The 19,440-nt window shown below is 67.3% G+C and carries 19 protein-coding genes; 5 read left to right on the forward strand and 14 right to left on the reverse strand.

Translation table 11 applies throughout. From position 1 onward, the window contains the following. Nucleotides 1-6: 6 nt before the first annotated feature. The 6 genes from hemC to rpoD all read right to left on the reverse strand — a co-directional run bounded on the left by hemC (nt 7) and on the right by rpoD (nt 6,620). Nucleotides 7-960, reverse strand: coding sequence for a hydroxymethylbilane synthase (gene hemC, locus KBZ13_RS02935; RefSeq protein ID WP_255006037.1), 954 nt, complete (start codon nt 958-960; stop codon nt 7-9). A gap of 70 nt (nt 961-1,030) precedes the next feature. Next, nucleotides 1,031-1,438 carry a DUF1824 family protein gene (locus KBZ13_RS02940; RefSeq protein ID WP_255006039.1) on the reverse strand — a complete coding sequence of 136 codons (408 nt, stop codon included), beginning with the start codon at nt 1,436-1,438 and terminating at the stop codon, nt 1,031-1,033. Further along, nucleotides 1,435-2,130: a phosphatase PAP2 family protein gene (locus KBZ13_RS02945; protein WP_255006041.1), complete on the reverse strand. Its 696-nt coding sequence runs from the start codon at nt 2,128-2,130 to the stop codon at nt 1,435-1,437. Before KBZ13_RS02945 ends, KBZ13_RS02940 begins: the two co-directional genes overlap by 4 nt. Next, nucleotides 2,127-3,905 carry an ArnT family glycosyltransferase gene (locus tag KBZ13_RS02950; protein ID WP_255006042.1) on the reverse strand — a complete coding sequence of 593 codons (1,779 nt, stop codon included), beginning with the start codon at nt 3,903-3,905 and terminating at the stop codon, nt 2,127-2,129. Before KBZ13_RS02950 ends, KBZ13_RS02945 begins: the two co-directional genes overlap by 4 nt. 75 nt (nt 3,906-3,980) lie before the next feature. Further along, entirely contained in the window at nt 3,981-5,108 is a 1,128-nt protein-coding gene (locus KBZ13_RS02955) for a glycosyltransferase (protein WP_255006043.1), read from the reverse strand. A 27-nt stretch (nt 5,109-5,135) separates the two neighbouring features. Then, on the reverse strand, nt 5,136-6,620 hold the full coding sequence (gene rpoD, locus KBZ13_RS02960) for an RNA polymerase sigma factor RpoD (protein WP_255006045.1): 1,485 nt from the start codon (nt 6,618-6,620) through the stop codon (nt 5,136-5,138). Between the two features lie 413 nt (nt 6,621-7,033). On the opposite strand from rpoD, the gene priA reads away from it, so the two are divergent. Continuing rightward, nucleotides 7,034-9,322, forward strand: coding sequence for a primosomal protein N' (priA, locus tag KBZ13_RS02965; RefSeq protein WP_255006047.1), 2,289 nt, complete (start codon nt 7,034-7,036; stop codon nt 9,320-9,322). Here priA and KBZ13_RS02970 read toward each other — a convergent pair. The 3 genes from KBZ13_RS02970 to KBZ13_RS02980 are packed head-to-tail and all read right to left on the reverse strand — an operon-like array spanning nt 9,319 to nt 11,865. Continuing rightward, complete coding sequence (locus tag KBZ13_RS02970; protein ID WP_255006049.1) at nt 9,319-10,422, reverse strand: DUF3153 domain-containing protein; 1,104 nt, start codon at nt 10,420-10,422, stop codon at nt 9,319-9,321. The genes priA and KBZ13_RS02970 overlap by 4 nt on opposite strands. After that, complete coding sequence (argB, locus tag KBZ13_RS02975) at nt 10,415-11,308, reverse strand: acetylglutamate kinase (RefSeq protein WP_255006050.1); 894 nt, start codon at nt 11,306-11,308, stop codon at nt 10,415-10,417. Before argB ends, KBZ13_RS02970 begins: the two co-directional genes overlap by 8 nt. Further along, complete coding sequence (locus KBZ13_RS02980; protein ID WP_255006052.1) at nt 11,305-11,865, reverse strand: DUF2854 domain-containing protein; 561 nt, start codon at nt 11,863-11,865, stop codon at nt 11,305-11,307. The genes argB and KBZ13_RS02980 overlap by 4 nt, the downstream gene beginning before the upstream one ends. Before the next feature lie 57 nt (nt 11,866-11,922). Between KBZ13_RS02980 and KBZ13_RS02985 the strand changes: the two genes are divergently transcribed. After that, nucleotides 11,923-12,141: a hypothetical protein gene (locus KBZ13_RS02985; RefSeq protein WP_255006054.1), complete on the forward strand. Its 219-nt coding sequence runs from the start codon at nt 11,923-11,925 to the stop codon at nt 12,139-12,141. 28 nt (nt 12,142-12,169) lie between these two features. Here KBZ13_RS02985 and KBZ13_RS02990 read toward each other — a convergent pair whose 3' ends face one another. Beyond that, on the reverse strand, nt 12,170-12,739 hold the full coding sequence (locus KBZ13_RS02990) for a single-stranded DNA-binding protein (protein ID WP_255006056.1): 570 nt from the start codon (nt 12,737-12,739) through the stop codon (nt 12,170-12,172). 32 nt (nt 12,740-12,771) lie between these two features. Between KBZ13_RS02990 and KBZ13_RS02995 the strand changes: the two genes are divergently transcribed. After that, nucleotides 12,772-13,614, forward strand: a complete 843-nt coding sequence (locus KBZ13_RS02995) for a precorrin-6A/cobalt-precorrin-6A reductase (protein ID WP_255006058.1) — start codon at nt 12,772-12,774, stop codon at nt 13,612-13,614. After that, nucleotides 13,611-13,961 (forward strand): divalent-cation tolerance protein CutA, encoded by a 351-nt coding sequence (cutA, locus tag KBZ13_RS03000; protein ID WP_255006060.1) that lies wholly within the window; start codon nt 13,611-13,613, stop codon nt 13,959-13,961. The genes KBZ13_RS02995 and cutA overlap by 4 nt, the downstream gene beginning before the upstream one ends. Here cutA and KBZ13_RS03005 read toward each other — a convergent pair. From KBZ13_RS03005 to KBZ13_RS03020, 4 genes are all read right to left on the reverse strand, one after another. Beyond that, entirely contained in the window at nt 13,930-14,931 is a 1,002-nt protein-coding gene (locus KBZ13_RS03005) for an adenosine kinase (protein WP_255006062.1), read from the reverse strand. The genes cutA and KBZ13_RS03005 overlap by 32 nt on opposite strands. A 13-nt stretch (nt 14,932-14,944) precedes the next feature. Further along, nucleotides 14,945-16,264, reverse strand: coding sequence for an adenylosuccinate synthase (locus KBZ13_RS03010; protein WP_255006063.1), 1,320 nt, complete (start codon nt 16,262-16,264; stop codon nt 14,945-14,947). Between the two features lie 99 nt (nt 16,265-16,363). After that, nucleotides 16,364-16,774 (reverse strand): photosystem II protein Psb27, encoded by a 411-nt coding sequence (psb27, locus tag KBZ13_RS03015; protein WP_255006070.1) that lies wholly within the window; start codon nt 16,772-16,774, stop codon nt 16,364-16,366. A 94-nt stretch (nt 16,775-16,868) separates the two neighbouring features. After that, nucleotides 16,869-18,689 carry a proline--tRNA ligase gene (locus KBZ13_RS03020; RefSeq protein ID WP_255006073.1) on the reverse strand — a complete coding sequence of 607 codons (1,821 nt, stop codon included), beginning with the start codon at nt 18,687-18,689 and terminating at the stop codon, nt 16,869-16,871. Nucleotides 18,690-18,828: 139 nt separating this feature from the next. Between KBZ13_RS03020 and KBZ13_RS03025 the strand changes: the two genes are divergently transcribed. Then, nucleotides 18,829-19,311, forward strand: coding sequence for a resolvase (locus tag KBZ13_RS03025; RefSeq protein WP_255006075.1), 483 nt, complete (start codon nt 18,829-18,831; stop codon nt 19,309-19,311). The last annotated feature ends 129 nt before the right edge of the window (nt 19,312-19,440 follow it).

Here is a 19,440-nt window from a genome sequence, read left to right on the forward strand (position 1 = left end):
ACGAGCTCAGGCCTCGGGTCGGACGATTGCAAAGATCTCCTCCAGGATCGCTCCTGCCCCCTGGCGCTTAAGGGCATGGGCCAGCGAAATCCCGATGGCCTCCGGGTCGTCCTGGGGGCCGCGGGCCTCGTCGCGAATCAGGCGCAGACCATCGAGGCTGGCCACCATGCCGGTGAGCACCAGGTCCTCGCCCTCGAAGCGCGTGTTCACCCCGATCGGCACCTGACAGCCCCCCTCCAGTTCGCGCAGGAAGGCCCGCTCCGCCAGGCAACGCCTGGCCGTGGGCAGGTGCTCCAGCACTTTGATGCACTCGAGCACCGTGTCATCACCCTCGCGGCACTCGATACCCAGGGCCCCCTGGCCCACCGCATGGAGCGAAACGGCTGGGTCAATCAGTTCATGGATGCGATGGCCCAGTCCGAGGCGGCCCAGGCCCGCCGCCGCCAGGATCAGGCAGTCGTAGTCGCCCGCATCCAGCTTCTCCAGACGGGTGATCACGTTGCCGCGCACGTCCTTGAAGGCGAGCTGGGGGTAGTGATGGCGCAACTGAGCCAGCCGCCTGAGCGAGCTGGTGCCCACCACACTGCCGGCCGGCAGGGTGGCCAGGGTCTTGTCCCGATGGCGTTCATGCACCACCAGGGCATCGGCGGGATCCTCCCGTTCGGTGATGCAGCCAAGGATCAGGCCCTCCGGCAGGTTCGTGGGCAGGTCCTTGAGGCTGTGAACGGCGATGTCCGCTCGATCCAGAAGCATCTGGGCCTCCAGCTCCTTGGTGAACAGGCCCTTGTCACCGATCTTGGCCAGGGCCACATCGAGGATCTTGTCCCCTTGGGTGGCCATCGCTTCGATGCTGATCTCCAGGCCCCCATGGGTCCTGGCCAGCTCATCACGCACCCAGTGGGTCTGCACCATCGCCAGCTGACTGCGGCGAGAGGCGATGCGCAACATGGAGCCAGCCATCAGATCAACCTCAACCCGGCAGCGACTGCCCGACACAGCCGTCCAGCCTAGGGACTGACCGGTCCTGAGATCAGGCGAAGAAATCCAGAGGGAAGGGGCCCCAGGTGTCCTCGGCCTCAGGCGCCACGGAGCTGTGCCCGCTGATCAACACTCCCAGGCCGAGCCCGGCTTCCTGGCGCAGGCGAAAGCGGCCGGTGTTCTGGTTTCCCTTGAGGAACACACCACCGCTGGGGGTCCCAGCCGCCTCGCTTGGATCGGCCTCAAGGGGAGACCAGCCGTGTTGACGCTCAAGTTGGCGCAGGGCGGCGATGGCGGTGGCGCCATCGGCGGCCATCACTCCGATGGTGAACCACTCGCAGGCCGCCAGCTTTTCGTCGAGTTCAGCGCGCAGCCCCTGGCGCTCGGTGGCTCCCAGGGTGGGGGCAGTGCGCAAGCCGCGCAGGGCCATCAGCGACGGAAGCGAGGCAGACGTGCTCAAGAGGATCGGCCCAGGGAACAGTCAGTCTGTCGGGCCCCAAAGAAGCGGAGACTCACCGAGCAGAGGCTGAGCCAGATGAAGCCCACGCAAGCACCCGCAACGATGTCGGTGGGCCAATGCACCCGGCAATAGAGCGTGCTCAGCCAGATCACAGCGACCCAGAGGGCCGAACCCAGGTAGAGGGGGCGCCGCAGCTGGGGATAGCGGGCCACAAGGATGGCGCACATCAGGAAATAGAACACCACCGCACCGGCGGCATGGCCGCTGGGGAAACTGCGGCCGAAGGCCTGCACCAGCTTGTCCTCAGGGCGGTGGCGATCGAAGAGCGGCTTGAGCCAGCGGTCGACGATCAACAGGATGCCACCGGTGCCCACCACCAGCCAGCGCAGCTCATTCCACCAACGCTTCCACCCCAGGTAGATCAGGGCTGCCGTCACCAGCACGGCGGTGAACTGAATGCCGCTCACCTTGTAGACCCTCACCAGCCAACGGCCCATGCCGACGGGGATCACCTGACCAAGCCAACTGAGCAGAGCGTTGTCGAGGGGGGGAAGCTCGAGGGGCACCACCGTCAGCGCGATCAGCAGCACCAGTGCCAGGGCCGCCAGGCAGGCCAGCAGGCGCCAGGGGCCGAACAGCCGCATCCAGTCCTTCAGCCCTCCCAACAGCTGGAGGGACAGCGCACGCTTCATGGCCTTGATTCTGCGCCCTGGGGGGGGGCGAATCGGAGCCGCCAGAGAGCCTGGCTGCCGCGGCTGGCCAGCTGCTCGATCCGCTCAGGCGGCAGGGAAAACTCCCGCAGCTTGCGCTCCTCTCCCACCACCAGAACCGATGGCGGCAGCGGTGTCCCCGGCTTGGTCTCAGCCCTGAGCTCCTCCTCGGCGCTGGCGGCGCTGTCGAAGAACCGGGCCGGATGGCCGCTGTAGAACACGACGCTGTAGCGCTTGTAGCCCACCACCAGCAGCGGTTCGCCGGGGCGGATCCACTGGCCGGCCAGGGCGGCCACCTCCCGCACGGGCTGTTGCCGTTCGCGCTCCATCAGGGGGGCCAGTCCGGGAACGACCAGCAGCAGCACCCCGGCGAAGGCCGCCAGATTCGGAAGCCACAGAGCCTGCGGCGGCCCGCCGCGGCTGAGCCGAACCACCATCGCCAGGGCGGCAGCCGCGAGCAGCGCCGCAAAGATCAAGGGCAGACCTGAGCGGGACAGGGCAGCAGCAAAGCCTGGATAGGCCGGATCACCCGCGGCCCAGCGTGGGGCGATCGCCGCCGCCACCGCCATGGCCGCCAGCAGCAGCGCGTTCAACCAGCCATAGAACCGCTGCCAGCGATCGTCCATCAGCGGGGCCTGAGACACCGACAGTGGCGCGGCCGGCAGTGGCATCCAGAACAGGGCCACCACCAGGGCGCCGGCGGGAACAAGAGGGAGGATGTATCCCGCCAACTTCGTGCTGGCGGCCGAGAAGAACAGCAGCACCACCAGAAACCAGACCAGGCAGAAGGGTGCGAACTGCACACTGCGGGGCTGCTGACGCCAGCGCTCGAGCTGCCAGAAGCGCAGTCGCAGGGCGGCCAAGGGCAGAAACAACGACCACGGCAGGAGCAGGATCAGGCACCAGGGCAGGTAGAAGTACCAGGGGCCGGAATGGCCATAGAGCACCGAGGTGTAACGCTGCAGGTTGCTGAAGCCGAAGAAGCCCCCGAGGAATTCGGTGCCGTTCGCCCGTGCCGCCAGCAGGTACCAGGGGCTGGCCAACGCAAGGAAGGCGACCGCCATCGGCAGCATTGGCATCTGGCGGAGCACGGAGCGCAACTGGGCCGAGCCGAGCAGGAACACCACGATCACCGCCCCCGGCAGCACCAGACCCACCGGGCCCTTGGCCAGCACCGCGATGGCGCTGAAAAGAGGCATCGCCACGTAGCCGCAGCGGCGCAGGCCAGGCCGGTCCACCTGGCTGTAGGCCAGAAAGAATCCGAACAATGACAGCGTGATCGCACTGGAGAGGAACATGTCGGTGACGGAACTGCGCCCCCAGCCCACCCAGCCAGGGTTGAACGCCAGAAGCGCGGCCCCAAGCCAGCAGCGTCGCCAACGGCTCCCGGTCGCTTCGCCCTCGGACAGCACCCAGAGCAGAGCGAAGCCCGCCACCACCACCGCGCTGGCCATGAGTGCCACGGGCAGCCGCGCCGCCCAGGCGCTCACACCGAAGAGGCGAAAGCTCAGGGCCACCATCCAGTAGCCCCAGACGGGATAGTCGAAGAACGGCTCACCGTTCCAGTGGGGCGTGATCCAGTCGTTGCGCTGCAGCATTTCCCGGCCCACCTCCACGAAGAGGGCTTCGGTCTTGTCCATCAAACTGAGCGTGCCCAGTTGGTTGAAGAAGGCCACCCAGCAGAGCAGCAGCAGACCAGCGGCTGAAAGCAGAGCCAGACGGGTGGAGCGCGCCTGCGGGATTGAAGTGAAAGCCATGCGATCAGTGCACGGGAGGGGGAGAAAAAGACAAAACCGTACGTTCAGCAAAGAACGAGCGGCACAAAGATCAGCTCAGGGGGTGTTCCAGACGAAACGGGAGGAGGCGGCGTAATTCCATACGAACACGACGGTAATGCCGGCTATCTGAGCAAAAAGGGTGTCTTTGGCCACGCTGGAATAAAAAACACTGGCCAGACCGATGTTGGCCAGCATGGGCAGAGATGCGACGATCAGAAACTTGATCAGGCCTGCCAGCAATGGGAATCCCTTTAAGCGCAGATGGCGAAACGTGAGCGTGTTGTTCACCAGATAATTGCTGCATGCTGAAACAATCACAGCCGGAGGTAATGAGGCGACAAAAGAAAAGCCCAGCAGCATCAAAATCTTGGAGGCCAGCAACTGGACCCCGATTCCCGAAACACCGACCAAGGCGAAACTCACCGCACGCCGGGGAACCATGCGTAACAGCAGCGTATGGATGATCGACACACCAAAGTCCCAGAGGATGGAGACATCCAGCTTGGAGCTTCCGAAGCTGCGGGATTGGAAGGTCAGCGGAGTCTCAACGGCAACAAGTTGCCCCCGACTGATCGAAAGGAGTTCGTAGAGGAACTTGAAACCCTGCGCATCCACCTGTCGAATCATCGGCATGCAGCGATCGAGGCGCAGGGCAAAGAAGCCACTCATGAAGTCAGTGAGATGCCTGTAGCGAGGCAGGGTGAAGCGCGCCAGCTGGTTGGCCATCACAGAACCTCCTTCGCGCTTGCTGCTCAAGCCCACAATTGAGGCAGCGTGGTGAAAGCGGCTGCCGATCACCAGATCGGCGTTCTGGGCCTGCAAGCTGTCGAGTGCCTCCGCAACGGCCGCCGGTTCATGCTGGCCGTCGCAGTCCATGACGACTGCCAGGTCGCCGGTGGCATCGAGGAGTCCCTCCTTGATCGCACTGGACAAGCCGGATCGCCCCACCCTCCGGATCAAGCGGAGGGCGGGTTCCTGATGGGCCAGTTCCTTCACGAAATCGGCGGTTCCGTCCGCCGAGTCGTCATCAACGACAATCAGCTCCAACTGGAACCGGTTGCGAAGGGCCAGCAACTGCTGGAGGATCGGCTGAATGTTCTGCCGCTCGTTGAAGGTGGGCAGAACGATGGTGACCCTCGCTGCCGGAGAGGTCCCGGCAGACGCGACGACCGATTCGGGCAAAGGGGAGATGCCTCAGACGCTCGGAGGTTACTTGATGTACTCCTTGAGCACGCCGTTGCGGTTGGGGTGACGGAGCTTGCGCAGGGCCTTGGCCTCGATCTGGCGGATGCGCTCACGGGTCACATCAAAGATCTGGCCAATCTCCTCGAGGGTCTTCATGCGGCCATCATCAAGGCCGTAGCGCAGGCGCAGCACGTCGCGTTCGCGGGGGCTGAGGGTGGCCAGAACCCCCTCAAGATCTTCCCTCAGCAGGTTCTTGGCGACATCTTGCTCTGGGTTCTCGATGTCGGCTTCGATGAAATCACCGAGGCGTGAATCTTCCTCTTTACCGATCGGTGTTTCCAGCGAGATCGGCAGCTGGGCTGATTTGGCGATGAAGCGCAGCTTCTCGATCGTCATCTCCATCGATTCAGCAATCTCCTCCTCGGTGGGTTTGCGGCCGAACTCCTGGCTGAGCACCTTGGTGGTCTTCTTGATCCGAGAGATGGTTTCGTAAAGGTGCACCGGCAGGCGAATGGTCCGGCTCTGGTCAGCGATCGCCCGGGTGATGGCCTGGCGGATCCACCAGGTGGCATAGGTGGAGAACTTGTAACCCTTTTCGTGGTCGAACTTCTCGGCGGCACGGATCAGGCCGAGGCTTCCCTCCTGGATCAGGTCCTGGAAGGAAAGACCCCGGTTCATGTATTTCTTGGCGATCGACACCACCAGCCGCAGGTTGGATTGGACCATCTTTTCCTTGGCCCGGCGGCCGAGCATCAGCCGGCGACGGAACTTGACCAGGGGCATGTCCAGGAGGACGGCCCATTCCTTGTTGTCGGGGGCATGGCCGTTGTCCTGCTCGAACTGCGCGGCGAGTTCCTCGAGATGGAGCAGGTCGGCGATCTTGCGCGCCAGCTCGATCTCCTCATCGGGCCGCAACAGGCGAATGCGGCCGATCTCCTGCAGGTACACCCGGATCGAATCCTCGGTGTAAACGCCCTTGGGGCCGACCTTGATGCTGGCCAGGACCTTGGCGGCCTTGGGGTCCTTGCGCTCTTCAGCGCTGGCGGCCAGGAGCTCGTTGGCGGCCAGATCGAGATCCACAGCGCTCTCGGCACTGCCACTGGGGTCGGCCTTCGCTCCATCGGCCTTGCTGGCGGCAACAGCCTTCTTGGCCGTGGCCTTGGTCGTGGCGGCCTTGGCAGCCACCGCCTTTGAGGCCGCTGCCTTCGAGGTGGTTGCCTTGGTGCCGGTGGTCTTTGCCGCTGCCGACTTGGCTGCCGCGGCCTTGGGGGTCGCCGCCTTGTGGCTGCGGCTCGGGCTCACCTTGTTCGCCGGATCAGGCTGCTCAGCGGTGTCGTTGGCGGGAGACGGCTCGGCTGCGGTGGCGTCGTCGGCCATGGGGGGGGCGATCTGCTTGCGGCTGCGGGTGCTCTTGGGCTTGGTCATCGTGACCTCGTCGCCGATGCCGTTGGCGACCAGCAGGATCTCAGACACGGGCTTGGTGACGTTGGCAGCGACAGCAGGACTCATGGCGGACAAGAACAGGAAAGGGGGGGCGCGTGTACACGCAAAACGGACAGCCCGGAAAGGGCGGTGACATCCGATCAGGCCAGAGTGCAGACCAGACGAACGCTGCCGACAACGGCCTGGCGATCGACCATCGCCCAGAGACCGAAATTCATCGACGGCATCAAGCGTCCGAGGAAAGCAAACCCAACTTGAAAACGACGAGCACGGTGATCGGGGCGAAAGCCCAGCAGTGCTGTCAGGGGTGGTCTCAGACCGGGAGGACCGATGGGGAGGGAGACTCCTCCTGGCACTCTCTTCAGGTCTTCCCTCTGGACGGAACTCTGCGGGGTTCCGACAGCAGCTTTAGCAGCTGCTCAACATGGTCATTCTAAGAAATCGATGTGGGCTTTGCAAGGTTGGAGGAATCTGAGCCGGTGCCCCCTGGCCCCACCTGGCTTCAAATCTGGCTGGAGGCGGGACGTGAGGGACGAATCTTCACCTATGCCAACCCGCTGGGGCTGCCCCTTGCCAGCGGTGATCTTGTGCGACTGAAGCTGCGGGGCCGGCGTCATGTCGGCCTGGTGGTGGAAGGGCTCGAGCGACTGCCGCCGGAGCTGGACCCCGATCGCCTTCAACCGGTGGAGGGGCTGCACCAGAGCGCCGCTGTGGACCCCCACTGGCGGGCCCTGCTCAGTGAGGTGGCGGCGGACTGCCACACCAGCCTGTTCAAGACCTTGAAAACGGCCCTCCCCCCCGGCTGGCTGGGGCAAAGGCCCGAGCGCCAGGGTGGGCCGGCCCGCAACCGTTGGCTGGTGGAACTGACGCCCGGCGCGGATGCCACAGGCCCATCCTCCTCCGCCCTCACCCCCCGTCAGCAGTCGCTGCTGGAGCTGCTGGAGCAACGGGGTGGCCGCGCCTGGCTGAGCACGCTCACGACCGCGGAGCGCTTCAGCCGCTCGGTGGTGGAAGGGTTGGAGCGCCAGGGGCAGCTGCGGCGCCGGGCCGTGGCCGCCGGCAGCGCTGAGTTCATGACCCTGCAGGCCGCCGGGGTGGCCGCGGTGGATGGAACCGCCGGGACCCTTGAGCCACCTCAGGCACCCAGCGCAGCCCAGCGCCAGGCTCTCGAACGCCTGGCCGCCACTCCGCCAGGCGGTGCCCTGTTGCTCTGGGGGGTGACCGGCTCGGGCAAGACCGAGGTGTATCTGCAGGCCTGCGCCCTGGCCCTGGCCGAGGGCCAGAGCGCCCTGGTGCTCACCCCCGAAATCGGACTGGTCCCCCAGCTGCTGGATCGCTTCAAGGCCCGTTTCGCCAGTTCGATCGTGGAGTACCACAGCGGATTGAGCGAAGCCCAGCGCATCGCCAGCTGGCGCCGCTGCCTGGAGGCTGACCGCGCCCAGCCGGTGGTGGTGGTGGGCACCCGCTCAGCGGTGTTCCTGCCCCTGCGGGACCTGGCGCTGATCGTCCTTGATGAGGAACACGACAGCTCCTACAAGCAGGACGCTCCGATGCCCTGTTATCACGCCCGCGATGTGGCCCGGCACCGGGCCCGACGCAGCGGCGCCCGGTTGCTGCTGGGCAGTGCCACCCCATCGCTGGAAACCTGGCTCGCCTGTCAGCAGAGTGGCCCAGGGGCCACCGCCCTGGTGCGACTCCCCGAACGCATCGGCCAGCGCCCCCTACCGCCGGTGCGGGTGGTGGACATGCGCCAGGAACTCGCAGAAGGTCACCGCCGCCTGATCAGCCGGCCGTTGATGGAGCGACTGGAGCGCCTGCGCGAGCAGGGGGAGCAGGCCGTGGTGCTGGTACCTCGGCGCGGTTACAGCAGCTTCCTGAGCTGCCGCAGTTGCGGTGAGGTGGTGCAGTGCCCCCACTGCGATGTGGCCCTGACGGTGCACCGCTCCGTCCGTTCCGGTGACTGGCTGCGCTGCCATTGGTGCGATCACCGTCAGGACATCGAGCCGCGCTGCGGTGCCTGTGGCTCCACCGCCTTCAAGCCCTTCGGCGCCGGCACCCAGCGGGTGATGGAGCAACTCAGCAACGAGCTGGAGGACCTGCGGGTGCTGCGTTTCGACCGCGACACCACCCGCGGCCAGGGGGGGCACCGGCGCCTGCTGGAGCAGTTCGCCGCCGGAGAAGCCGACGTGCTGGTGGGCACCCAGATGCTGGCCAAGGGCATGGACTTGCCTGCGGTGACCCTGGCGGCGGTGCTGGCGGCCGATGGCCTGCTGCACCGCCCCGACCTGCGCTCCAGCGAGCAGAGCCTGCAACTGCTGCTGCAGCTGGCGGGCCGGGCCGGCCGGGGCGAGCGAGCGGGGGAGGTGCTGGTGCAGACCTACTGCCCCGACCACGCCGTGATCCGCCACCTGGTGGATGGCCGTTATGAACGCTTTCTGGAGCAGGAGCTGGAGATTCGTCGCCAGGCGGGCCTGGTGCCCTTCAGCCGGGCGGCCCTGCTGCGGCTGGTGGGGGTCTCGGCCAGCGCCACCGCCACCGCCGCCACCACCCTGGCGGAGCGCATCGCCCCCCAGGTGCTGAGCGCCGGCTGGGTGATGGTGGGGCCGGCCCCAGCACCGATCACCCGGGTGGCGGGCCGCAGCCGATGGCAACTGCTGCTGCACGGCCCATCGGGCAGCCCGCTGCCTCTGCCGCCGGAGGCGGAGCTGCGCCAGGGGTTGCCCAAGGGGGTGGGTCTGGCGATTGATCCCGATCCCCTGGAGCTCTAGGCCGGCAGCTCCGGTAGTCGGAAGCCCACCTGCCAGCGCAGCCGCTGCAGGATCAGCACCAACGCCAGCACCAGCGCGATCCCCACACTGCCCAGGCCGAGGCGGCTCCAGCGCCAGACTCTCAGCTCCAGGCGATTCACGGCACCGCTGCGCAGGGGCCAGACCACCCCCCCTCGCCCAGCAGTCAGCTCAGCGCGGGGCGCCAGGGGCTGAGCCAGGCGCACGGAGCCCAGGGCCAGGGGTTCGAAGCGCAGCTCCAGGTCCAGCCCTGGCCAGGCCCGCGTCGCAGCGAGATCCAGCTCAAGCACCAGCTGCTGACGCACGCCGATCAACCAGTTGCGCTCCCGGAGCGACCACCCAGGCGGCGGCAGCTCCAGCCCCCCCAGCCGGGCCGCCACCGCCACGCTGTCCTGGAGCCAGGCGGCGGCGCGATCCGGAGTCAGCACCGGGCTGATCACCCGCAGATCACCACCGCGCCGTTCCAGCCGGTGGGGCAGATCAGCGATTCCCTTGACGTACTGGTCCTGCCACGGCAACCGCTGGCCGGTGGCGCTGGAGAAGCGTTGCTCCAGTTGAATCCTGCCCGGTGCGGGGAAATGCACCGCGGTGCTCACCCGCATGCACCCCCCCAAGAGCGCGGCGAGCAACAGCAGCACGCTCAGCAGAGCAGCGAAGCCCCAGGGAACTCTCGTGGGGCCCACCGGCGGTGGCGGAGGAGCCTCCTGGCGGCGAGGGTCGCTTCGGCCCAGGGAGCCGGCCCTGGCCCGACCCTGGAGTGATTCCACCTCCCCCAGGGCCGGCAGGGTGAGCGACCAGTTGCGCGGCCGCTCCAGCTCGGGGGCCTCCAGCACCATCTCGAGCGCCTTGGCCTCCAGCCGCAGGTCGGGGTCGGCGCAGGCGCGCAGGGAGCGGCAGAGACGGAGCGCCCGCTCACTTTTCCCCTGGCCCATCAGGGCCGTGGCCATCAAGAGCCGCAACCGCCCGCCGATCGCCGTGCGGGGCCCATGGAGCTCAGCCAGGGGCTCCAGCAGGGCCAAAGCGGTGCCGTAGTCGCCACGATCGAGGGCCGCGCGGGATCGATCGAGGAACTCCTCAGCCATGGGGTCGATGGCGACCCGTCACCATCGTGCCGATGCCCGCATCGGTGAACAGCTCCAGGAGCAGGGCATGGGGAACCCGGCCATCGATGATGTGGGCGGCCGCCACCCCTTGGGCAAGGGCACGGATGCAGCATTCGGTCTTGGGGGTCATGCCACCATCCACCACGCGGGTGGCGATCAGATCGCGCGCCTCCGCCAACGAGAGCTGGCGCAGCAGCGAGCCCGGATCGTGGCGATCCCTCAGGATCCCAGGGGTGTCGGTGAGCAGGATCAGCTTTTCGGCCTGGAGGGCCGCCGCCACTTCCCCGGCCACGGTGTCGGCGTTGATGTTGTGGGCGGCCCCCTCGGGGTTAGCCGCGACGCTGGAGATCACCGGGATGTAGCCGTTCTCCAGCAGGGGCTTGAGCACCGCGGGGTTGACCGCCGCCACATCCCCCACCAGGCCATGGGAACCATCACCCCAGGTGCGGGCCTCCACCAGGCCTCCATCACTGCCGGAGAGGCCCACCGCCTTTCCACCCACACGGTTGAGACCGTTGACGATCTGCTTGTTGACACGGCCCACCAGGACCATCTCAACCACATCCATGGTGTCGGCGTCGGTGACCCGCAGCCCTCCCTCGAAGCGGGGTTCGATCGCCAGGCGCGTGAGCCACTGGTTGATCTCCGGCCCGCCCCCGTGGACCACCACGGGCTGGACCCCGACGCAAGCCAGCAGGGCGAGATCGCGGAACACCGCCTCGCGCAACTCCTCGCGCACCATCGCCGCGCCGCCGTACTTGACGACCACCCGCCGGCCTGCGAAGCGCTGGATGTAAGGGAGCGCCTCGCTGAGGACGGAGGCCCGCAAGCTGTCCTGGGCGCTGATGACGGGGTCGTGGCTCAAGGCTCGCTGGGCGGGGAATCAGGAAGGGGCAGCAGCAGCAGCTCGAAGCCATCGGCGCCGCTGGGGTGGATTTCGGCCACCAGGCCAGGGGCGAAGAAGCGCCCGAGCCGCTCGCAGCGATCCTGCCAGCGCTCCAGGGGGACCCCGCCGGTGCGGAATTGCAGGCTGAGGCCGTAGCCACCATTGCGGGCCAGTTCGCGCACGGCGATGAGTTCGGGCGGGGCCTCGTCATCCCAGAGGCGAAGGGCCTGGAGCGACGTTTCCAGGTGAGCCTTCTGGCCGTAGCGCCAGCGGGTGACGTCTTTGAAGAGTTTGCGCAGCGCCTCGGCAGCGGGGAGAGAACCCAGCTCCTGGGCACCAGGTTCGGCCTCGAGCTTGTCCGCCGGGGGCAGTTCAGAGGATTTGAGCGCCAGGCCGCCCAGCAGCACCGGCACGCCATAAAACACCCCCGCCAGGCTGATGTTGGGACTGTCGCTCACGTAGGCGATCGAGCCGATCACGGTGAGGGCCGCACCGGTGATGGTCACCAGGGTGCCGGGGGAGGCGAAGGCATTCATCACGCCATCTTCGGTTAAGGCCGGGCAGGATGGCCAGGATCGCCCTTGAGCTCGGCCATGGCCCCTGACCCAGCAAGCGTTCCCCCTGGCGACGCCCATGGCGCGGCGGCCGAGCCCTCCAACGGCCTGTTGCTCGAGCAACTCTCCGCCGATCGCCTCTGGTTGCTGCAGCAGATCGATGCCGGCGCCTGGCCGGACCTGCGCCTGGACCTGGCCGCACTGGAGCGGGAGTTGGGCCAGTTGCTGGATCAGGCCGCCCAGCGGCTCAAGCTCTGATGGCTGGGGCCACCCAGTGACCCACGGATCAGAAGGGAATGTCGTCGTCCCCCTCGGGGAAATCGGGCACCAGCGGCGAGGTGTTCCAGGCAGGGGCGCTGGCCGATTCCGGGCTGGGGCGGGCGGGGCTGGCCGCCTGCTCGGGAGCGGCTCGGACGGCAGGGTCCCCGCCGGCGCCACTGCCCACCCGCACCGGTGCCGGCACGGAGCCCTGGCGCGGGCGCGGGGGGGCTCCCCCAGCGGCGGACCCAGCCGCCGGCGGGGGCAACACGCCTGGAGCCTCCCCTGCTGGGGCGGCAGCGATCGGGTGCAGGCGCGAGAGGGTGAATTCGGCCCGCTTCTCCTTGATGCCGTCCTGACGGGTGACGGTGTTCATGCGCAGGCGTCCCTCCACCACCAGCCGCTGGCCGGGCTGCACCCGGTTCTGCAGGTCCTGGGCGAGGCTTCCCCAGCCCACCAGCTTCAGCAGACCCGGGGGATCCTCGGGCCGGAGCCCATCGATCTGCACCGACACCTCCGCGATCGGGGTCTGATTGTCCTGGGTGTAACGGATCTGGGGCGCCTCCAGCACCTCCACTTCCAGCACGGCGTGATTCAAGGAGCTGGGTGCTGCGGCGGTGGCCCATCTTGATGCACGAACCCGCCCCAGAGCAGACGCCCCAGCGACATCTCTGGCTGGTGGCGGGCACGGGCGAGGGGCCCCTGCTGGCGGCCGCCCTGCTTGAGCGCGGATGGCGGGTTCAGGTGAGCCTGGTGGCGGCCTCCGCCGGGCGCGCCTATGACCCGCACCCCGACCTGGAGCTTGAGATCGGTGCCCTGGGTGGGGAGGGGGCAATCGAAGCGCGGCTGGAAGCGGCGCGCGGGCGAGGCGCCGCCTTTGCCTGGGTGGTGGATGCCAGCCACCCTTTCGCCCGGGTGATCAGCGCCCAGCTGGCCGCCGCCTGCCAGCGGCAGGGCCAACCGTTGCTGCGGCTGTGGCGGCCATGGATCGGAGCCGAGGGCAGCAGCGATGGGGCAGGCCCGGGCGTCACGCTGCTGAGGGATCTGACGGCCCTGGCCCAGGTGGATCTGGTCGCGGATCAGCTGCTGCTGGCCATCGGCGCCCGCCAGCTGGGGGCGGCCCTGGCGGCCTCCAACGCCGCTGGCCACGGGGCCCGCATCCTGCCGAGCCCCACGGCCCTGCGGCTGGCCCAGTCGGCGGGTCTCAGGGACGCTCAGATCGCCTGCCACCGGCCAGGGGCGCCTGGCCTGCCTGAGCTGGCGCTGGAGCGGGCCCTCTGCCGCCACTGGGGCAGCACCGCCGTGCTGGCCCGTCAATCCGGAGGCCTCACCGAGGCCCTCTGGCGCCAGCTGGCCCGCGAGGAGGGCCTCAAACTGCTGCTGCTGCGGCGCCCGCTTGAACCGGAAACCATGGACGTCTTGCCGATGGAGGCCCTGCTGGAGAAGCTGAGGAGCCCAAGCGCGCGCCCATGACCCAGGAGCAGCCCCTGGAGCTGGTGCTGACCAGCGAAGCGAATGAGGAGCTGGCCGAAACGCTGGCGCGGGATTTGCTGGAGCGGGGGCTGGTGGCCTGCGTCAGCCTGCATCCCGTGAGCTCCCATTACTTCTGGAAAGGACGGCTGGAGCGCAGTGAGGAAGTCCAGCTGCTGATCAAGACCCGCCCGGAGCACCTGGCGGAACTACGCCTGGCGCTGCAGCGCTTGCACAGCTACGACACCCCGGAATGGATCCACTGGCCCGCCCGCACAGACGGGGCCTATGGCGCCTGGGTGAGCGAGAGCTGCGCCCTCAACCTAGGTGAGCCGCCACCAACTCCTTGAGGGAGCCCTGGGGGCGGGGACCCAGTTGGGTCACCACCTGGCCCGCACAGAGGGAACCCAGTTGACCGCAGCGCTCCAGGGGCTGCCCCTGGGTGTAGCCGTGGAGGAAGCCGGCGGCATAGAGATCTCCGGCGCCGGTGGTGTCCACCAGATCACCGAGATGAACGGGTTCGATCCCATGGCTGCGCTCGCCTGAGAGCACCAGGGAACCCCGCTCGCTGCGGGTGAGGGCGGCCACCCGGCAGCGGCCCCGCACCTGTTCCACCGCCGCCTCGAAGCTGTCGGTTTCGTAAAGGGCGGTGATCTCCGTCTCGTTGGCGAAAAGCAGATCCACGTGGCCGTCCACCAGCTCCAGGAAACTGTCACGGTGCCGCTGCACGCAGAACGCATCCGAGAGGCTCAGGGCCACCTCACCGCCACTGGCGCGGATCACCTCGGCGGCGGCGATGAAGGCCCGCTTGGCCGGCTCGCTGTCCCACAGGTAGCCCTCCAGGTACAGCACCTTGGCCCCCCGCACCAGCTCCAGATCCAGATCGGCCGGATCCAGATTCACCGAGGCCCCCAGGTAGGTGCACATCGTGCGTTGGGCATCGGGGGTGACCACGATCAGGCATCGGGCCGTGGAGGGTCCCGTGCTGGCGGCCGGGGTGGTGTAGTGCGCACCCACGGCGCGGATGTCGTGGGCGAAGATCGCCCCCAGCTGGTCATCCCGCACCCGGCCGATGAAACCGGCCCTGCCCCCGAGCTGGGCGATGCCGGCGAGGGTGTTGGCCGCCGAGCCTCCGGAGGTTTCCAGGCCGGCGCCGCTGGCGCCATAGAGCCGTTCCGCCTGCTGTTCGTCCACCAGGGCCATGGCCCCCTTGGTCAGACCGTGATCGGCCAGAAAACGATCATCCGCCTGCACCAGCACATCGACGATGGCATTGCCAATGCCGACCACATCAAAGGTGTTGTCCATCGATTCATTCATCGGTTCGTTGACCTCAGACGCTCAGCAGAGCCCGCTTGGGGCCATGGATGGGATCTTCCACCACGATCGTCTGATCACGGTTGGCGCCCAGGGAAACGATGGCGATCGGCACCTCCATCAGTTCGGCCAAAAAGCGCAGGTAAGCCATAGCCGTGGGGGGGAGATCCTCCAGGCGGCGGCAGTCGGCGGTGGAGCACTGCCAGCCCGGCAGGCTCTCGTAGATCGGCCGGCAGCGGGCAAAATCCTCGGCACTGCTGGGGAAATACTCAATCCGCTCGCCGTTGAGTTCGTAGGCGACGCAGACCTCGATCGAATCGAGTTCATCGAGCACATCGAGCTTGGTGATCGCCAGGCAATCGAGGCCATTGACCTGCACCGCATAGCGGCCAATCACGCCATCGAACCAGCCGCAACGCCGCCGGCGCCCGGTGGTAGTGCCGAACTCGCCGCCCCGGTCGCAGAGGTGGTCGTTGAGACTCCCCTCCAGCTCGGTGGGGAAGGGCCCTTCGCCCACCCGGGTGGTGTAAGCCTTGGCCACCCCGATCACGCGATCGATCAGGGTCGGGCCGACCCCGGCGCCGATGCAGGCCCCACCGCTCACCGGATTGGAGGAGGTGACGTAGGGGTAGGTGCCGTGGTCAAGATCCAGCAGGGTGCCCTGGGCGCCCTCGAACAGGATGTTCTTGCGTTCGCGGGCCGCCTGGTGGATGGTGCGGGTGCAATCCACCACATGGGGCGCCAGGCGGCGTCCATAGGCGGCGTATTCAGCGATCACCTGCTCAGGATCGAGGGGCTCGAGGCCATAAATCCTCTCCAGCAGCAGGTTCTTCTCGGCCAGTGGTGCCAACAGCCGATCCCGCAGCCGGTCCGCATCGAGCAGATCGAGCACCCGGATGCCATTGCGCTCCGATTTGTCGGCGTAGGTGGGACCGATCCCCCGGCCGGTGGTGCCGATGCGGCGATCACCGCGGCGCTGCTCCATCGCCTGGTCGAGCAGACGGTGGTAGGGCATGGTCACGTGGGCGGTGGAGGCCAGACGCAACCCGGAAATATCGATGCCGTTCTCGGTGAGCATGTCGAGCTCACCGAGCATCACCTTGGGGTCCACCACCGTGCCCGATCCGATCAGGCAGATGATCTCGGGATAAAGAATCCCCGAGGGAATCAGGTGCAGCTTGAGCACCTTGTCGTCCACGACGATCGTGTGACCGGCGTTCACACCGCCCTGGTAACGGACGACGACGTCGGCGGAGCGGCTCAGCAGATCGGTGATCTTGCCCTTCCCCTCGTCGCCCCACTGTGCTCCGATGACGACAACGTTGGCCAAGGGCACAGCGGCCCAAAGCCGCTTTAAAGCACAATCCGTGAGCTTCTCAGATCGCCCAGCCCTTCGTCAAAGGGAACGGACGCGGCGCGTTCTGTCCGCCAGGGCTCAGGCGCCGCGGACGACACTTGTTTCGGCCTTTTTGAGCTCCTTGTCCAGCCGTGCCTTCAGCGCTTCCGGGATGGGGCGGTTGGCGTAGGCGGCGTAATGGGCCGCCAGGGCGTTCATGGCCGTCTGCATGGTGGTGAAGGAACTCAGGCCGTTCAGCCGAGCCTGGGGCCGATAGCGGGCGGTGTAGCTGTTGATCAGGCTGCGGGCCTCGACCTCGGCCTGCTTACGGCTGGGATCGTCCTGCGGCAGGGCGATGGTGGTCAGCAGGCTCTGGGCCACAGCCACGGTGTCATCGACGTAGTTCCCCGTGATCGGACCACTGGCGGATGTGCAGGCGGAGAGCACCAGCACCAGGCAGAGGCAGACCGCCACCAGGGAAGCCTTGACGCGAACGAGCACCGCAGCCATGGGGAATGCAACTAGGAGGGTTGGATCTTAGAAGAACTGAGCTTTGGGGCCCCAAGGGCCGGAGCTTCCCATTCAGGCAGTGTGCCTGCCTGCGTCAGGCCGCCCCGCTGGCCAGGCCGCGCCGTTGGTCCACCAGGCCGGAGAGCACCGTGGCCAGGAGCTCGGAGGCGGCGAGCTCCTGCTTCAGAGCGCCCTGGCGCTCCACCAGTTCCACCGTGCCTGCCTGGGCGCCCCGGCCCACCACCACCCGCCAGGGGATGCCGATCAGGTCCGCGTCCTTGAACTTCACCCCGGCCCGCTCGGGGCGATCGTCGAGCAACACATCGATGCCGGCCCGCTGGAGTTCGCCGTACAACTGCTCGGCCAGGGCCACCTGGGCCTCCTCCTGGACGTTGGCGATCACGATGATCAGCTCAAAGGGGGCGATGGCCACGGGCCAGATGATGCCGTTGCTGTCGTGGTGCTGCTCCACCGCCGCCTGGGCCAGCCTGGAGACACCAATGCCGTAACAGCCCATCCAGAGGGCCTCCTCCTCGCCGGCCTCATTGGTGAAGCGGGCCCCCAGGGCTTCGGAATACTTGCGCCCCAGCTGGAAAATGTGACCCACCTCGATGCCGCGGCGGGCCCCCAGCAGCTGGCTGGGGTCATGGAGGCAACGGTCGCCCGCCTGGGCCGCGCGCAGATCGAGGCTCTCAGGGGTGGTGCCCGCCTCACTCCAACGGGCCCCCACCCGGTGGGCCTCCGGCTGGTTGGCCCCGCACACAAAGATGTCGAGCGCGGCGGCGGTGGCATCCGCCAGCCGCAGGAAGGAGGGCGACCAATCCCTGGCGCCGGCGAGAACGGCATCCTCGAGCTGGGGGCCGAGATAGCCAAAGGGCAGGGGCTTGAGTCCCTGGCTCTGCAGCTGCTCGGCGCTGATCGGCTCGACATCCAGCAGGGTGCCGCGTTCCTCCCCCAGACGGGCCGTCAGGGCATTGGCCAACTTGATGGGATTGAGCTGTTGATCACCCCGCAGGCTGATCAACAGCGGCTGGGAGGGCCCTGCGGCAAAGCGGGCCAGCAGCAGCAACACCTTGACGATCTGGCTGGGATCGAATCCGTGGGCGGCGCAGAGGGCCTCGATGCTGGTCTGGCCAGGGGTGGCCAGAAGCGTGACCTCGCCGGCGATCAGCGGCACCGCCTCGCTGGCCAGGGAAACAGCCCGCTCCTGGTTGGCGGCATAGGTGCCGTCCGGGCTGGTCAGGATCAGATCTTCGCCGGCCTCGGCGGTGACCATGAACTCCTGGCTGGCGGAACCACCGATGGCGCCGCTGTCGGCCTCCACGGCCACGGCCCGAAGGCCGCAGCGGCCGAAGATGCGCCGGTAGGCCCCATCAAGTTCGCCATAGGCCCGCCGCAGATCCTCTTCATGGGCGTGGAAGGAATAGGCGTCCTTCATGATGAATTCACGCCCGCGCATCAGGCCGAACCGGGGGCGGATCTCATCGCGAAACTTGGTCTGGATCTGGTAGAGGCAGACCGGCAGCTGGCGGTAGGAGCGCAACAGATCTGCGGCCAGGGCGGTGATCACCTCCTCATGGGTGGGGCCCAGACCCAACGAACGCTGCTGACGATCCACCAGGTGGAACATGATCCCCTCGCCCGCGGTGTAGCCCTGCCAACGGCCACTGCGTTCCCAGAGGTCGGCGGGCTGCAGCTGGGGAAGCAGGGTTTCGAGACCCCCGACGGCGTTCATCTCCTCGCGCACAATCGCTGAGATCTTCTGCAGCACGCGCCAGAGCAGAGGCAGGTAGACATAGATGCCGGACGCCACCCGACGGATGTATCCCCCCCGCAGCAGCAGCTTGTGGGAGATGATTTCGGCTTCGGCGGGATCGTCCCGCAGCGTCACCAGCATCAGGCGGGAGACGCGCATGGGAAGAGTCGAGGGAGCCTTTGGGCTGGACGCTATCACTCAATCCTGCGGGGTAGGCGCGGCGGCGGCCGTGGCCACCGGCGGGACCGGAAAGTTCTGCTAAGGTCCCCGGAACTCCCAATCGTCGCAAAGTCGTCTCATGGTCGCCCATTCGATTCCCACCACTGGAGTGGGTGCGTATTCGGCGGCGCCGCTCCAGGGGGGATTGCCTGAGAGCGCCCATGGGGCGACGGTGGTGGGCGATGCCCTGATCGGCATCGATGAGGTGCAGAAAGCGCTGAACCGCTCACGGGCCTCGGTCTATCGCTACACGAACACCGACCCCCGCAACCTCAATCCCCCGTTCAACCCGCGCAAGCTCAACCCCGAGTACCGCAGCGATCAGAAGGATCCACTCCACTTCCACCCCAACGAAGTGGCCCGCTTTGCCCGGGACGTGCTGCGCATCAAGGAGGTCACCGTGGAGGTCCTCAACTCCCCCTCCACCGCGACCCATCAACTTCTTGGTTCAATCCTTGAGGAACTGCGCTTCATCCGCCAGCACCTTGGCGGCATCGAGAGCCCGCCCCTTGAGTTCAGCGCCAAGCGCGAGCGCAACGAGCAGTCGCGCCCAGCGGCCTAGGCCAGGTGGCCATTTGGGGACGAACTGGATCGTCCTGCCTTTAAGTGCCACAATTGAAGGTGACTGAATACGCGCCCGATGGCGTCAGGTTGCTGACCCTTCGATCCCCGCGACTCAGTTGCTTCCTCC

The sequence above is a fragment of the Cyanobium sp. ATX 6F1 genome (genome assembly GCF_024346315.1).
Lineage (GTDB): Bacteria > Cyanobacteriota > Cyanobacteriia > PCC-6307 > Cyanobiaceae > ATX-6F1.

Bases quoted from the DNA above. Each gene is read 5' to 3' on its own strand.
- hemC (WP_255006037.1), bottom strand. From the start codon at position 960: ATGGCTGGCTCCATGTTGCGCATCGCCTCTCGCCGCAGTCAGCTGGCG.
- KBZ13_RS02945 (WP_255006041.1), bottom strand. From the start codon at position 2,130: ATGAAGCGTGCGCTGTCCCTCCAGCTGTTGGGAGGGCTGAAGGACTGG.
- KBZ13_RS02950 (WP_255006042.1), bottom strand. From the start codon at position 3,905: ATGGCTTTCACTTCAATCCCGCAGGCGCGCTCCACCCGTCTGGCTCTG.
- rpoD (WP_255006045.1), bottom strand. From the start codon at position 6,620: ATGAGTCCTGCTGTCGCTGCCAACGTCACCAAGCCCGTGTCTGAGATC.
- KBZ13_RS02970 (WP_255006049.1), bottom strand. From the start codon at position 10,422: ATGGCTGAGGAGTTCCTCGATCGATCCCGCGCGGCCCTCGATCGTGGC.
- KBZ13_RS02980 (WP_255006052.1), bottom strand. From the start codon at position 11,865: ATGAATGCCTTCGCCTCCCCCGGCACCCTGGTGACCATCACCGGTGCG.
- KBZ13_RS02985 (WP_255006054.1), top strand. From the start codon at position 11,923: ATGGCCCCTGACCCAGCAAGCGTTCCCCCTGGCGACGCCCATGGCGCG.
- KBZ13_RS02995 (WP_255006058.1), top strand. From the start codon at position 12,772: ATGCACGAACCCGCCCCAGAGCAGACGCCCCAGCGACATCTCTGGCTG.
- cutA (WP_255006060.1), top strand. From the start codon at position 13,611: ATGACCCAGGAGCAGCCCCTGGAGCTGGTGCTGACCAGCGAAGCGAAT.
- KBZ13_RS03005 (WP_255006062.1), bottom strand. From the start codon at position 14,931: ATGAATGAATCGATGGACAACACCTTTGATGTGGTCGGCATTGGCAAT.
- psb27 (WP_255006070.1), bottom strand. From the start codon at position 16,774: ATGGCTGCGGTGCTCGTTCGCGTCAAGGCTTCCCTGGTGGCGGTCTGC.
- KBZ13_RS03020 (WP_255006073.1), bottom strand. From the start codon at position 18,689: ATGCGCGTCTCCCGCCTGATGCTGGTGACGCTGCGGGACGATCCCGCC.
- KBZ13_RS03025 (WP_255006075.1), top strand. From the start codon at position 18,829: ATGGTCGCCCATTCGATTCCCACCACTGGAGTGGGTGCGTATTCGGCG.